We start from the raw sequence: 13,546 nt of genomic DNA on the forward strand, positions 1-13,546 counted from the left end.
GGGAAAGCCGTGCCGCCCATAAAAAACCCCGCCGGGTGAGAGGCGGGGTTCGGGATTTGAGTATTTGCGAAAAGATGAAGATCAGGCGATTTCGGCCAGACGGGCGAGCGCCTCGTTCAGTTTCGCCTCTTCCTCTTCACGGGCGGCGAGGTTGGCTTTGGCTTCTGCCACCACCTCTTCCGGGGCCGAAGCCACGAATTTGGGGTTGTTCAGACGCCCGCGCAGGCCACCCAGTTCCTTGGCCAGCTTGCCTTTGGCTTTTTCCAGCCGTTCCTTTTCCGCGCCGATGTCGATGATGTCGGCCAGCGGCAGGCCGAAAGACGCGCCGGGGGCGGCGATTGAGATCGTGCCTTTGGGCAGTTCATCCGCTTTGGTCAGGCTGTCGATCCGCGCAAGGCGTTTGATCAGCGTCTCGTTGCGGTCCCATGCTGATTGGCCGTTTGCATCGATTTCCGTCACCAGCATCGGCACATAGAGGCCCGCCGGAACCCGCATCTGCGCACGGGCCGAGCGGGTGTTTTCGATCACCGAGATCACCCAGTTCATCTCACGATCCGCGTCCGCGTCGATCAGGTCAGCGGCGGCGTAGCTCGGCCAGTCGGCGTGAACGATCATTTTCGCGCGGTCGCCGGTCAGACCCCAGAGTTCCTCGGTGATGAAGGGCATGATCGGGTGCAGCAGGACCATGCACTGATCCAGAACCCAGCGCATGGTGGCGCGGGTCTCGGCCTGCGCCTCGGCGTCATCGCCTTGCAGCAGGGGTTTGGACAGTTCCACATACCAGTCGCAGACCTTGCCCCAGACAAAGGCGTAGAGCCCGTTGGCGGCGTCGTTGAAGCGGTAGCTTTCCAGCGCGGCGTCGACCTCCTCGCGCACGCGGGCGGTTTCGCCGATGATCCAGCGGTTCACGGCAGCTTTGGGTTTCAGGTCGGCGACGTCCAGTTGCGGCACGGCGTCGGTGAAGACCTCGTTCATCTCGGCAAAGCGGACGGCGTTCCAGAGCTTGGTGCCGAAGTTGCGATAGCCGGTGATGCGCTCTTTGGACAGCTTTAACACGCCGCCAATCGCCGCCATCGAGGCATTGGTAAAGCGCAGCGCGTCGGCACCGAATTCGTCCACGATCTCAAGCGGGTCGATGACGTTGCCGGTGGTTTTGGACATCTTCTTGCCCTTCTCGTCACGGACGAGCTGGTGCAGGTAGACGGTGTGGAACGGGATTTCATTCACCACGGCCAGTTGCATCATCATCATCCGGGCGACCCAGAAGAACAGGATGTCGAAGCCGGTGATCAGAACATCCGTGGGGAAGTAGCGCTGCATATCCTCGGTCTGCTCGGGCCAACCCAGCGTACCGATGGGCCAGAGGCCGGACGAGAACCATGTATCGAGGACGTCGGGGTCGCGCCACAACGCAACTGGAAGCATGTATCCAGCTTCGTCGCCCATATCATGCGCATGGATGGCATCCTGAGCTTCACCGACCCATTTGGCATCGGGTCCAGCATTTGCGTAGTAGTACTCCATCGCCTTCGACTTGGCTTCGTCGATAGTCGGCGCACAAAAATGTACTGGGTTGAGGTAGTCGTACTCCCAACCATTTACATCTTCATCGGAAATATCGACCACACGTGGCCCATACCAAACCGGAATCTGATGCCCCCACCATAGCTGGCGCGAGATGCACCAGGGCTCGATGTTTTCCAGCCAGTGGTAATAGGTCTTCTCGCCCGACTCGGGGATGATCTTGACCGTACCGTCCTTGACCGCATCCAGCGCGGGGCCGACGACCTTTTCAGCATCGACGAACCACTGGTCGGTGAACATCGGCTCGATCACAACTTTCGAGCGGTCGCCGAAGGGCTGCATGATCGGCTTGCTCTCGACCAGCGGGACCAGCGCCGCCGGGTCGTCATCTTCGCCCAGTTTGGTGCCCAGAACCGGGTTGTCGGCGCGGGTCATGACGGCCAGACCGTCAGCGGTGATCTCTTCGACGACCTTCGCGCGCGCCTCGAACCGATCCAACCCACGCAGGTGATCGGGCACGAGGTTGATCGCGTCGATCTCGTTCTCGGTGAACGCGCGCCCACGGGCGTATTCCTGCGCCTTGCCAGCCTCGTCGGCGTAGGGCGCACCATCGGCCCGCATCGCGCCTTTGGTATCCATCAGGCGGTACATCGGGATGCCGCCACGCTTGGCCACCATGTTGTCGTTGAAGTCATGCGCGCCGGTGATCTTCACCGCGCCCGAGCCGAAATCAGGATCGGGATAATCATCGGTGATGATTGGAATCTGACGGCGATGCTCTTTCGGGCCAACCGGGATTTCACAGAGTTTTCCAACGATTGGCGCATACCGCTCATCTGACGGATGAACCGCGACCGCACCGTCACCTAGCATGGTTTCGGGGCGCGTTGTAGCGATGGAGATATAGTCGCGCTCTTCTTCAAGCACGATATTCCCGTCCTCGTCTTTCTCGACATAGGTATAGGTTTCACCACCCGCCAGCGGGTATTTGAAGTGCCACATATGACCGGCGACTTCGATATTCTCGACCTCAAGGTCCGAGATTGCGGTTTCGAAATGCGGGTCCCAGTTGACCAGTCGCTTGCCGCGATAGATCAGGCCCTTTTTGTACATATCGACAAAAACTTTGATGACCGCGTCGTGAAAATTCGGAGAATTTTCGTGCCCCGTGCGCGGGTCGCGTGGCGCGCCCGCCATTGTGAAGGCGTTGCGCGACCAGTCGCAGCTTGATCCCAGGCGCTTCAGCTGCTCGATGATCGTGCCGCCATATTCGCCTTTCCACTCCCAGACCTTATCCAGAAACGCCTCACGCCCCAGTTCGCGGCGGCTTGGCTGTTGCTCGGCGGCCAGCTTCTTTTCCACCTGCATCTGGGTGGCGATGCCTGCGTGGTCCTGACCGGGCTGCCACAGCGTGTCGAACCCGCGCATCCGGTGCCAGCGGATCAGGATGTCCTGCAGCGTGTTGTTGAACGCATGGCCCACATGCAAAGCGCCCGTTACGTTGGGCGGCGGGATCATGATGGTAAAGCTTTCGTCGCGCGATTTGTTCGCGCCTGCCTTGAAGGCTCCGGCCTGTTCCCAGGCCTTGTAAATGCGGGCCTCGGCCTCGGCCGCGTCGAATGTCTTTTCCATCGCCATGGGGTGCGTCCTGCGTCGTCAATCTCGGGTCAGCGCCTGCAATAGCGAATGGACGCGGGAAGGGGAAGGGCCTGCGCGCCTAGGTCATGCCAAAGCGGGCTTTGAAATAGGCATCGACGCGTTGATAGGCCGGTTCGTGGAAGTCGAGGGTCAGAAGCGAGTGGTCCTTGCCCGGATATTCCTTGGTTTCCAGCAGATCGCCAAAGGCCCGTTCCAACGCGTCCATCAGTTTTTTCGGGGCCAGCTTGTCGCCTTCGTATCGCATTGCCAGTCCGGGGCCTTTCGCCGTCATACCGGCCGAGGCTGCGGCGATGTCCTGCGCGCTCATATGCAGGTGCTTGCCGCCAAAAATGGGCAGGGCGGGCTGGCTGGCCACACCGCCCACCACGGCATCTTCGGCCATCAGCGTCAGGGCGAAGCTGCCACTCAGGCACATGCCGATGACACCGACGCCCGCGCTGTTTTCGCGCTGCTTGATCTCTTGCGTCAGGGCGCGCATCCATCCGGCGATGGGGCTTTGCTTGCCTCTTGCGAAGATGTTGAACTCTTTTCGCACGCAAAACAGCCGGGCGGCGTTCTTGGCCATTTCAATCTTGCCATAGGTGCCGAACAAATGCGGCAGGTAAACGCGGAACCCTGATGCGTTCAGCTTGGTTGCCAGATCCAGCGTTTCAGGCCCGATGCCCGGCAATTCCTGAAGGATAAGGATCGGAGGGCCGTTGCCGCCGACATAAACATCGTGCGTGGTGTTCTGCCCACCGGTCAGCGGGGCTGTGAATGGGAAAACGATGTCATGTGTCCAAGCCATGGCTTGCATGCTACCTGATTTCTGAAACGCAGCAACATTTGGGCGCACGGGTACCGAAAATCGCTGCTTTGGTGTGGGTTCGCAACGTGAGGCGCGTCACAGACCATGCGCTAACAATCTGCTACAAATTGTAACTCAGATAGCAATACCGCGAGCAGATCGGCTGCCCAAAAACTCATATCTGGGGTAGCTGCGACGCTCAGGTGATAGCTTTGGTCTGATATGTTGTGTTGTTTGTGTTTTGTTAATGGTTTCAGTGTCATGAAGGTCATAACGCGTTTGAAATCTCTGGTTTGGGATGCTGTCGATCCGGCGGTGAGATTGGCCGTGATCCTTGGTGCCAATCGGCAACGGCTCACGCCTTCGTTCATGGCCTGTGCCTTGCCCCAGGCGTTTGGGATACCCATGATCAGGTTTGCCCCGGCGGTTGTGTTGGCGATACCTGTATCTTCGGGATCGGCGGCAGAGACCGGGGCAGCTTGGCAGGCGCACCGGTCGCTTGGAAGATACGGCCGGAGACGTGCCCAAGGCGTACAGGGTGCAGCGGGCTGAAATGTCCGCCACACCCCAAAACGAATAGGAAGTGCTGAAAGATGAATTTGTCGCGGTTGAGTAGGAGGGTTCTTGGATGGCTCGGACGGCCATTGCGATCCGAGCATTCCGCCGAGACGCCGCATCGCGAGCCGATCAGCCATGTCATCATTCTTGACGGAACCATGTCGACGCTGGAGCCGGGGTTTGAGACCCACGCCGGTCACACCTACCGTCTGTGCCGCGAGGCCGGAAGTCAGGTCTCGGTCTTCTACGAATCTGGTGTTCAGTGGGAAAACTGGAAGTCTTCGCTGGACGTAATGATGGGGCGCGGCATCAACCGGCAGATCCGCCGGGCGTATGGGTATCTGGCGTCTCGGTACAAGCCGGGCGACCGGATCTATTTCATCGGCTATTCGCGGGGGGCTTATGGGGTGCGCAGCCTGGCCGGGGTGATCGACATGATCGGGTTGCTCAAGGCCGAACACGCAACCGAGCGCAATATCAAGCAGGCCTACCGTCATTACGAGTGCAACCCCAGCGGCGCCGCGGCGCGGGATTTTCGACAGCAGTTTTGCCATGACGAGATCGCTATCGAGATGATCGGCGTGTGGGACACGGTGAAAGCACTGGGTCTACGCCTGCCGCTGCTGTGGCGCTGGGCCGAGGATCGGCATGCCTTTCACAACCATCATCTGGGTCGCGCCACCCGGCACGGCTATCACGCCATGGCGCTGGATGAGACCCGCGAAGTCTTTGAGCCCGTCTTGTGGAAATGCACGCCCGACTTTCAAGGCCATGTCGAGCAGGTCTGGTTTCGCGGCAGCCACGGCGATGTGGGCGGCCAGTTGAACGGGTTTGAGCAGGCGCGACCGCTTAGCAATATCTCTCTGATCTGGATGCTGGATAAGGCCGAGATGCACGGTCTGCCGCTGCCCGAAGGGTGGCGCGACCGGTTCCCCACAAATGCCCACGCGCCGTCTGTTGGCACGTGGCGCGGGTGGGGCAAGATTTTCCTGCTGCGCAAGCATCGAAAAGTGGGGAAGGATCGGTCGGAACGGCTGCATGTCTCGGTCGCGCCGGATGAGTTGCCGCGTTGGGTGCCGATGCCGGATTTCCCGTCACATCCGGCGCAGTAACCTTCGGCTTAATCGAACAGTACCGAGGGGTGTTGGGACCGAAACGCTTCGAACGCCGCCTGAATGTCCTGTTCAAGGTTCCGCGTCAAAGAAAGATCGGGCAGAGAGTTCATCGGAAAGAACGCCACGTCGCTAGTCTCAGGTCCCGGTTTCGGTGTGGCCGCACCCGCCTCATCACACAGAAAGAACAGCTTGTAGAAATCCCGAATGTCTGCCGGGTACGGGTGCCGTGCCTTGTGCCGAAGCGCATAAAGGTGCTGTGCACGAACGCGCAATCCGGCCTCTTCCCAAACTTCACGCGCGATGTTTTCCGCCGGAGAGCTTCCGATATCCGCAAATCCGCCCGGCATCGCCCATTTGCCGTCACTGCGCTCGCGCACCAGCAGGATGTGGCCGTCGCGGATCACGGCCCCTCGAATGTCGATGCTGGGCGTGGCGTAGCCGCCCGCATGTTCGGATACCAAACCGTCGAGTTCCGACAGAGGGATGCGCCCCAGATCGGCCAGCATGGCGCGGGCCATGTCGGCGATCTCGTCATAGCGTTCGCGGTCGAACGGGTCTTTGGTGAAATGCTGGCCGGTTTCGGCCAGAGCCAGCAGTCTTTTTGCCCGGGCAAGCCAGGTATCCTCCATCGCAGTCGGATCCTGGCGCATCGGATTTAGCGGCGACGATCCCGGCGCGAGCTCATGGGTTGGAAGGCCACGCCCACATGCGCCTCGCAATAGGGTTTGCCAGCCTCAACGGGCAGGCCGCAGAACCAGAAATCATCGGTCGCGGGGTCGCCGACAGGCCATTTGCAGGTCTTCTCGGTCAACTCCATCAGCGTCAGCTTCTTGGCCTTCTTCTCAACCTCGTTGACCTTGGCCAGCGCCTCGGGGCTGATTTCGTTGGCGGAGGGCTGCGGCGGCAATGGCTGACCGGCAGGGATGATCTGACGGCGGGCCGGAACCGCCGGTTTGGCTTCCGCCGCCGGGGCAGGGGCCGGGCGCGCCGGTTCGGTTTTGGGCGCAGGCTTGGGCTTGGCCTCGGCCTTGGGTGCGGGTGCCGGTTTTTCCTTGGGTTCGGATTTCGCCGGGCTGGCGCCGGTTGCCCGGTTCGACAGGCCCAGACGATGTACCTTGCCGATCACCGCGTTGCGTGTCACGCCACCCAGTTCTTTGGCGATCTGACTGGCCGACTGGCCCTCGCCCCACATCTTTTTCAGCAGTTCTACGCGCTCGTCGGTCCAGGACATGGGTTGCCTTTCAAAAAACGGGAAAGCGGCCCCGGATTCGGGCCGCCTTGGGAATTCGTGTCAGCCCCCTATTCTAATCACTGCGCCCCGAGTTACAAGCAGTCTTCGAATCGGATTGAGGTCAGATGATGCAGAGCCCCGCAGAACAGAGTGAACCACGGTTTGGTCCGGTCAACTGGATGGGTCTTTATACGCTGGCGCAACGCGAAACGCTGCGCTTTCTGGCGGTCTGGACACAAACCTTGCTGGCGCCCTTGGTGACCGCCGGTCTGTTTCTGCTGATCTTCAACATCGCTATCGGCCCCAGCCGGTCGGACGTCATGGGTGTGCCGTTTCTGACCTTTCTGGCCCCGGGCATCATGATGATGACGGTGATCCAGAATGCCTTTGCCAATACGTCCTCGTCGATGGTGATCTCGAAGGTACAGGGTAATATCGTCGACACTCTGATGCCGCCGCTCTCTCCTTTGGAGATCCTTCTGGGCTATCTGGCAGGTGGTATCGCGCGCGGCGTGCTGATCGCCTGTGTCGTTGCGGCTGCGCTGGCTTTGGTGTTGGGGATCGTGCCGCAACACCCGCTGGTCGCGTTGATCTTTGTCATCATGGGCGGCGCATTCATGGGGGCCCTGGGGCTTTTGGCCGGGATATTCGCCAACAAGTTCGACCAGATGGCGGCGATCACAAACTTCATCGTCACCCCGCTGGCTTTCCTGTCGGGCACATTCTACTCGGTCGAGGCGCTACCGCCGCTTCTGAACCGGATCAGCCATGTAAACCCGGTGTTCTATCTGATCGACGGGTTGCGATACGGCATGATCGGTGTCTCGGACAGCGCACCTGTTTTGGGGTTTGCGGTGTGTGGGTTGGCCACGTTGATCGTCTGTTGCGCCACCTGGCAGATGCTGCGCACCGGTTACCGGCTCAAGGCCTGACGCTGCCGTGTTTCACGCCAGACCAGGATCAGTGCCCCGGTCAGGATGACCGAGGATCCGATGACACTGACGACATCGGGGATCACGTCGAAGATCGCGAAATCGTAAAGCGCAGCAAAGATCAGCGTTGCATAGCTGATGGGGGCGACAAATGACGCATCCGCCCGCGCCATTCCATTGACGAAACACGCCTGCGCACAGGCCATCAACCCTCCGATACCAGCCAGCGCCGCCCATTGGGCAGGTGTAGGCGGCTGCCACACGGCGATCACGGCGACCGTTGCAATGGCCAGACCCATCGAATTGTTCACCAGCAGAATCTGAATCGGAATTTCCCGGCCCGCCAGCTTTTTGATAAAGATCAGCTCCATCCCGATCACCGCCGCCGCCGTCAGCGCCAGCAACGCAGCGGGCTGAAAGCTTGCAGGCGTCGGGCGCAGCAGAATAAGCGCCCCGGTCAGGGCCACCGCAGCGGCCAGCCAGCGCCAAGGCCCAACACCTTCCTTCAACAGCGGGATGGCCAGCACCATCGCAAAGACGGGGTTGAGGAAAGAGATCGCGGTGGCATCCGCTATTGGGATGTAAGCGACCGAAGCAAACATCAGCGTGATCCCCAACCAGCCAAAACTGGTGCGACCAATGTGCAAACCCCAATGCGGCCGCCGAAGCCTGGGACGCAGCACGGCGACAGCGCTGATGATCACCAGAAACGCGAACAGAAACCGCCCATGGCTGATTTGCATCGGGTGCAAGGGCGGGCCCAAAGTGTCAGTGCCCAACGCCTTGGCCAACAGCGTCGTGGCGGCGATCAGGGCGCTTGCGACAAAGATCAGCAAAGCCGCAAGCGGCGGGTTCTGGGGCGTGGGTGTCATGTCCAAGCGGTGCGTTACATCCGGGGAAATGGCAAGTGGGAAAACCCGCGCCTTATGCCTTTCGGGTATCAGCGCAGATTCGGGGTTTTCAGATCCTGCACATCCCGCTATACGACCGGCCATGATCAAAACAGCACATATCCTGCGCCTCCGACGCCGACGCCGCACAGCGTAACCGGCCCGTTTGATCCAATTGCGCGCTGTAAATCCGCGCAAACCCCACCAAATCAGTTGACGACCATGGCCCTTGTGTATCAACCACAGGGCTTAACCTACCCGAAAAGGATGATCCGATGATCCCGTCCGTTCTGCCGACCTATAACCGCGCGCCCCTGACCTTTGTGAAGGGCGAAGGCGCCTGGCTGACCGAGGCGGATGGCCGACGTTTTCTGGATCTCGGCGCGGGGATCGCGGTAAACGCGCTGGGCCACGCGCATCCGGCACTGGTCAACGCCCTGACCGAGCAGGCAGAGGCGATATGGCATGTCTCGAACCTCTACCACATCCCGCAGCAGCAGGCGCTGGCTGACAAGCTGGTCGAGCACAGCTTTGCCGACACGGTTTTCTTCACGAATTCCGGGACCGAGGCCTGCGAACTGGCCGTGAAAATGGCTCGCAAGTATTTCTATGACAAAGGCCAGCCGGACCGGGTCGAGATCATCACCTTCGACGGCTCTTTCCACGGTCGCTCCTCGGCCGGGATTGCGGCGGCGGGGTCCGAGAAGATGACAAAGGGCTTTGGCCCGCTGTTGCCCGGCTTTGTCCACCTGACCTTCGGTGATCTGGATGGCGTGACCGATGCGATCACCGAACAGACAGCCGCAATCATGATCGAGCCGGTTCAGGGCGAGGGCGGTATCCGCCCGGTCCCCGACGCGGAACTCAAAGCCCTGCGCCAGATCTGCGACGAACACGGGCTTCTGCTGATCCTGGACGAGGTCCAATGCGGCGTCGGGCGCACCGGCAAACTCTTCGCCCATGAATGGGCGGGGATCACGCCCGATATCATGATGGTTGCCAAAGGCATCGGTGGCGGCTTCCCGTTGGGCGCGGTGCTGGCCACGGAAGAGGCCGCCAGCGGCATGACCGCAGGCACCCACGGCTCGACCTATGGCGGCAACCCGCTGGGCTGCGCCGTCGGATGCGCGGTGATCGATCACGTCGCAACCCCTGAATTTCTGGAAGGCGTTAACCGTAAGGCGGGCCTGATGCGCCAGAAACTCGAAGGTTTGATCGCCGATCATCCGGACGTCTTTGAAGAGGTCCGTGGCTCTGGCCTGATGCTGGGGCTGAAATGCAAGGCGACCAATCTGGACGTGGTGAATGCAGGCTACGACAATCAGGTTATTACCGTGCCTGCCGCCGATAACGTGATCCGCCTGCTGCCGCCTCTGACGCTGACTGAAGACGACATCGCGCAGGCTGTCATCCGCCTGGACAAAGCCGCCGCGCAGGTCGAAGGCCAACTTGCCACCGCCTGATCTTCATCTTTTCCCAAATACTCCGGGGGTGTGGGGGCTGGCCCCCACCTGCCGATCAGCCAAAAGCGAAACGATATGAACCATTTCCTTGATATCCACATGACCGATCAGGGTGACCTGCGGGCCATGATCGATCAGGCCGCAGCAATGAAACAGGCCCGTCTGGGCCGCCCCAAGGCAGCACTGGACGACGAACAACCGCTCAAGGACCGCATGGTCGCCCTGATCTTCGAAAAACCGTCGACCCGGACGCGCGTGTCCTTTGATGTAGGTGTGCGGCAGATGGGCGGTCAGACCATGGTGCTGTCGGGCAAGGACATGCAACTGGGCCATGGCGAAACCATCGCCGACACTGCCCGCGTCCTGTCGCGCTATGTCGACATGATCATGATCCGGACATTCGACGAAACGATCCTGACCGAGATGGCCGAATACTCGGATGTGCCCGTCATCAACGGCCTGACCGATCGTACCCATCCCTGCCAGATCATGGCCGACGTGTTAACGTTTGAGGAACATCGCGGCCCGATCAAAGGCAAAAAGGTGGTCTGGACCGGGGACGGCAACAATGTCTGCGCCTCGTTTCTGCACGCTGCCGGTCAGTTCGGGTTTGACCTGACCTTCACCGGCCCCGCGCAGTTCGATCCCGAGGAAGAATTCATGGGGTTTGCTCGCCAGAAAGGCTCGAAGATCGTAGTGGAACGGGACCCGTACAAAGCGGTCGAAGGCGCGGATCTGATCGTTGCCGATACATGGGTCTCGATGCACGATTCCCAATCGGCCAAGGAACGCCGCCACAACCTGCTGCGCCCCTATCAGGTCAATGCCGAGCTTATGTCGCATGCCAAGCCCGACGCGTTGTTCATGCATTGCCTGCCGGCGCACCGGGAAGAAGAAGTCACGTCCGAGGTGATGGACGGCCCGAACTCGGTCATTTTTGACGAGGCTGAAAATCGCCTGCATGCGCAGAAGTCGATCATGCGGTGGTGTCTCGGCGTCTAGGCCCGCCGCCTGACATCCCACACCCGCAATTTGGTGAGCGCCCGGGCGCTCGCCAGTACCACCAGAACGCACAAAGCGGTCTTGGTCATGATCTCCATCGTGCCTTCGATCAGCATGGCGTGGATCACGCTGCCCAGAATTGTAATCATCGCCAGCCCCGTATGACTCAACCGCCACAGGCGAAACCGCAGGTTCAGGCGCGCCCGGCAGATGCCCAGAACAGCGGCCCCAAATGCGGCCCACATCGCAATCACGCCCCATGCCGAAAACGGAGTTGGCGATGTAAAGAGAAGGGCATCGACGACATCCGGCGGGCTTGTAATCCACAACCCGATCACGTGGATCAGGATGGCCAAGACCAGTATTATTCCAAGCGCACGATGCAAGCGTCGGCTGGTCACGGGCGACGGTCCCGGCAGGTCCTTGGCTGCCAGAAGTGGTTGCAGCAACAGAAGACCCATGCTCAGAACACCCGCGAACCCGGCGGTAATGTAGATGGGGTCACGCCATTGCAGATACGGGCTGGACGCCGCTGCAATCAGCGGAACAAGCAAGGCAGCCGTCAGCGCCCCCCAGATTGCCAAGCTGCGGATCACGCTTCAGACGGGCTGAAGGACGAAATGCGCCGCAAGGGTTTTGTCCCTTGCACTGGACATGACCGGGCGCAGGAACACGGTTTCGAAGTCGCCACTGTCATAGGCCAGATGCCCGTGTGGCTGGCCAAAGGCGGGCACGATCTGCGGCATTTCCAGCCGGAATTCACCATTGGCGTCGGTCAGGGTTGCCCCATGGCTGTGCGGATCGCGCTCGTGCCCTTCGGTGGTATGTGCCCAGATCTGGATGCGCTGACCGGGCAGGGGTGCCCCATCACCAGCGCGCCGCACTGTTCCGGTCATCCAGAAGCCGCCGCCGCCAATCCGTTTGACGATCGGTGCGCCGGGGCGGTAATTGTTCGACCCGCCCCGCATCGATGGCGTGGGGGCAAGACCTGCTGCACGCGCCGGGTTTGGGCTTTGGACTGCAACGCCGACCGCAGCTGCTGCACCCGTTGCGATAAGGGTTCGACGTGTCATCAGTATACGGGTCATGAATAACGCTCCTATCGATCCTGCGGCGACCTTGTGTGATCCAACCATTCAGGCGCAATCGATGGCTAAACATAGCACACCCAAGCTGGATTCCGAGTTTCTACCCTTTAGTATTCGGCAGGATTCTCCTCACGCCTGTGTGAGCGGTTGGGTCGAGGCGGCCGCTTCGGCATCGGCTTGCACGGGCACTGTGCGCTCGTGCGCTTTCCCTACTTGTTTTGCGGTATATATTTGCACTCATGAACACAATGCGGTGCAGTGGCCGCTTCTTGAGGGAGAAGAGAAATGAGTTGGAATCCGACCCACAATCCCGAATGCGTGTCCGAAAACCCGGCGTTGGATACTCTGATCATCCCGCGTGCGCGCGATCTGGGCGGGTTCGAGGTGCGTCGCGCCCTGCCATCGGTTCAGCGACAGCTTGTCGGCCCGTTTATCTTCTTCGACCAGATGGGTCCGGCGGAATTCATCACTGAAGGCGGCATCGACGTGCGACCGCATCCGCATATCGGTCTGGGCACTGTCACCTACCTGTATAAGGGCGAGTTCGAACACCGCGACAGCCTTGGCACGCATCAGATGATCTACCCCGGCGAGGTCAACTGGATGGTCGCCGGGCGCGGGGTGACGCATTCCGAGCGCACAAGCGACGAAACGCGCGGCAAAAGAAACAGCCTGTTTGGCATTCAGACCTGGATCGCGCTGCCGGAACAGCATGAGGATATGGCCCCGGATTTCGAACATCACAAACAGGGTGCGCTGCCTTGTATTCAAGATACCGGCGTCACCGCGCGGCTGATCCTTGGCTCGGCCTACGGCGAAACAAGCCCGGTGACCATGATGTCCGAGACCTTCTATCTGGATGTCCAGCTTGATCCCGGCGCGTCCTTCCCTCTGCCCGACGACCACGAGGACCGCGGCGTCTATGTCACCGAAGGTTCGGTTGAGATCGCGGGCGATGCGTTCGAGGCCGGGCGCATGATGGTCTTTCGCCCCGGCGACAAGCTGTCCGTCAAGGCAGGGCCTTTGGGCGCGCGGCTGATGCTTCTGGGTGGCGCGACTTTGAATGAAGATCGCTATATCTGGTGGAATTTCGTCTCTTCTTCGAAGGAAAAGATCGAAACTGCGACGCGGGAATGGAAGACGGCTGATTGGGCCAACGGCGCCTTTCACCTGCCGCCCGGTGACGATCAGGAATTCATTTCGATTTCCGAGGATCTGGAACGCACCAAGCCTCGGCTCGCGCGTCGAACGTGACGTCATACGGCGGCAGGGTTGTTCTGCCCCCGTAACGCTGTGA

At 60.5% G+C, this 13,546-nt stretch carries 13 protein-coding genes; 5 read left to right on the forward strand and 8 right to left on the reverse strand.

The genetic code is table 11. From position 1 onward, the window contains the following. Positions 1-81: 81 nt before the first annotated feature. From ACR0AC_RS14450 to ACR0AC_RS14460, 3 genes are all read right to left on the reverse strand, one after another. A complete protein-coding gene (locus ACR0AC_RS14450; protein ID WP_480874275.1) occupies positions 82-3,162 on the reverse strand; it encodes a valine--tRNA ligase in 3,081 nt (1,026 codons plus the stop codon). Between the two features lie 79 nt (positions 3,163-3,241). Next, a complete protein-coding gene (locus ACR0AC_RS14455) occupies positions 3,242-3,970 on the reverse strand; it encodes a dienelactone hydrolase family protein (RefSeq protein WP_480580327.1) in 729 nt (242 codons plus the stop codon). Between the two features lie 110 nt (positions 3,971-4,080). After that, positions 4,081-4,377 (reverse strand): hypothetical protein, encoded by a 297-nt coding sequence (locus tag ACR0AC_RS14460; RefSeq protein WP_480874278.1) that lies wholly within the window; start codon positions 4,375-4,377, stop codon positions 4,081-4,083. A 186-nt stretch (positions 4,378-4,563) separates the two neighbouring features. On the opposite strand from ACR0AC_RS14460, the gene ACR0AC_RS14465 reads away from it, so the two are divergent. Continuing rightward, on the forward strand, positions 4,564-5,640 hold the full coding sequence (locus ACR0AC_RS14465) for a T6SS phospholipase effector Tle1-like catalytic domain-containing protein (RefSeq protein ID WP_170454161.1): 1,077 nt from the start codon (positions 4,564-4,566) through the stop codon (positions 5,638-5,640). Between the two features lie 8 nt (positions 5,641-5,648). Here the strand turns inward: ACR0AC_RS14465 and ACR0AC_RS14470 are convergent, their stop codons facing one another. Further along, entirely contained in the window at positions 5,649-6,272 is a 624-nt protein-coding gene (locus ACR0AC_RS14470) for an NUDIX hydrolase (RefSeq protein ID WP_480874282.1), read from the reverse strand. 26 nt (positions 6,273-6,298) lie between these two features. Then, positions 6,299-6,874: a GcrA family cell cycle regulator gene (locus ACR0AC_RS14475; RefSeq protein ID WP_170454159.1), complete on the reverse strand. Its 576-nt coding sequence runs from the start codon at positions 6,872-6,874 to the stop codon at positions 6,299-6,301. 128 nt (positions 6,875-7,002) lie between these two features. On the opposite strand from ACR0AC_RS14475, the gene ACR0AC_RS14480 reads away from it, so the two are divergent. Then, entirely contained in the window at positions 7,003-7,806 is an 804-nt protein-coding gene (locus tag ACR0AC_RS14480) for an ABC transporter permease (RefSeq protein ID WP_480626868.1), read from the forward strand. On the opposite strand, the gene ACR0AC_RS14485 is transcribed toward ACR0AC_RS14480, so the two are convergent. After that, positions 7,788-8,678: a DMT family transporter gene (locus tag ACR0AC_RS14485; protein ID WP_480874285.1), complete on the reverse strand. Its 891-nt coding sequence runs from the start codon at positions 8,676-8,678 to the stop codon at positions 7,788-7,790. The two genes, ACR0AC_RS14480 and ACR0AC_RS14485, sit on opposite strands and share 19 nt — an antisense overlap. Before the next feature lie 293 nt (positions 8,679-8,971). On the opposite strand from ACR0AC_RS14485, the gene ACR0AC_RS14490 reads away from it, so the two are divergent. Both ACR0AC_RS14490 and argF read left to right on the forward strand, forming a co-directional pair. Beyond that, complete coding sequence (locus ACR0AC_RS14490) at positions 8,972-10,159, forward strand: acetylornithine transaminase (RefSeq protein ID WP_480874288.1); 1,188 nt, start codon at positions 8,972-8,974, stop codon at positions 10,157-10,159. 75 nt (positions 10,160-10,234) lie between these two features. Continuing rightward, positions 10,235-11,161: an ornithine carbamoyltransferase gene (gene argF, locus ACR0AC_RS14495; protein ID WP_480874289.1), complete on the forward strand. Its 927-nt coding sequence runs from the start codon at positions 10,235-10,237 to the stop codon at positions 11,159-11,161. Here the strand turns inward: argF and ACR0AC_RS14500 are convergent. Both ACR0AC_RS14500 and ACR0AC_RS14505 read right to left on the reverse strand, forming a co-directional pair. Beyond that, on the reverse strand, positions 11,158-11,745 hold the full coding sequence (locus ACR0AC_RS14500) for a ferric reductase-like transmembrane domain-containing protein (protein ID WP_480874292.1): 588 nt from the start codon (positions 11,743-11,745) through the stop codon (positions 11,158-11,160). The two genes, argF and ACR0AC_RS14500, sit on opposite strands and share 4 nt — an antisense overlap. A gap of 15 nt (positions 11,746-11,760) precedes the next feature. Continuing rightward, a complete protein-coding gene (locus tag ACR0AC_RS14505) occupies positions 11,761-12,249 on the reverse strand; it encodes a twin-arginine translocation pathway signal (protein ID WP_480874294.1) in 489 nt (162 codons plus the stop codon). Between the two features lie 285 nt (positions 12,250-12,534). Here ACR0AC_RS14505 and ACR0AC_RS14510 point away from each other — a divergent pair, with 285 nt between their 5' ends. Beyond that, the gene (locus ACR0AC_RS14510; RefSeq protein WP_170454147.1) at positions 12,535-13,503 is read left to right on the forward strand and encodes a pirin family protein; all 969 of its coding nucleotides are present in this window, start codon (positions 12,535-12,537) and stop codon (positions 13,501-13,503) included. Positions 13,504-13,546: the final 43 nt, after the last annotated feature.

The organism is Ruegeria sp. H7 (assembly GCF_056532945.1).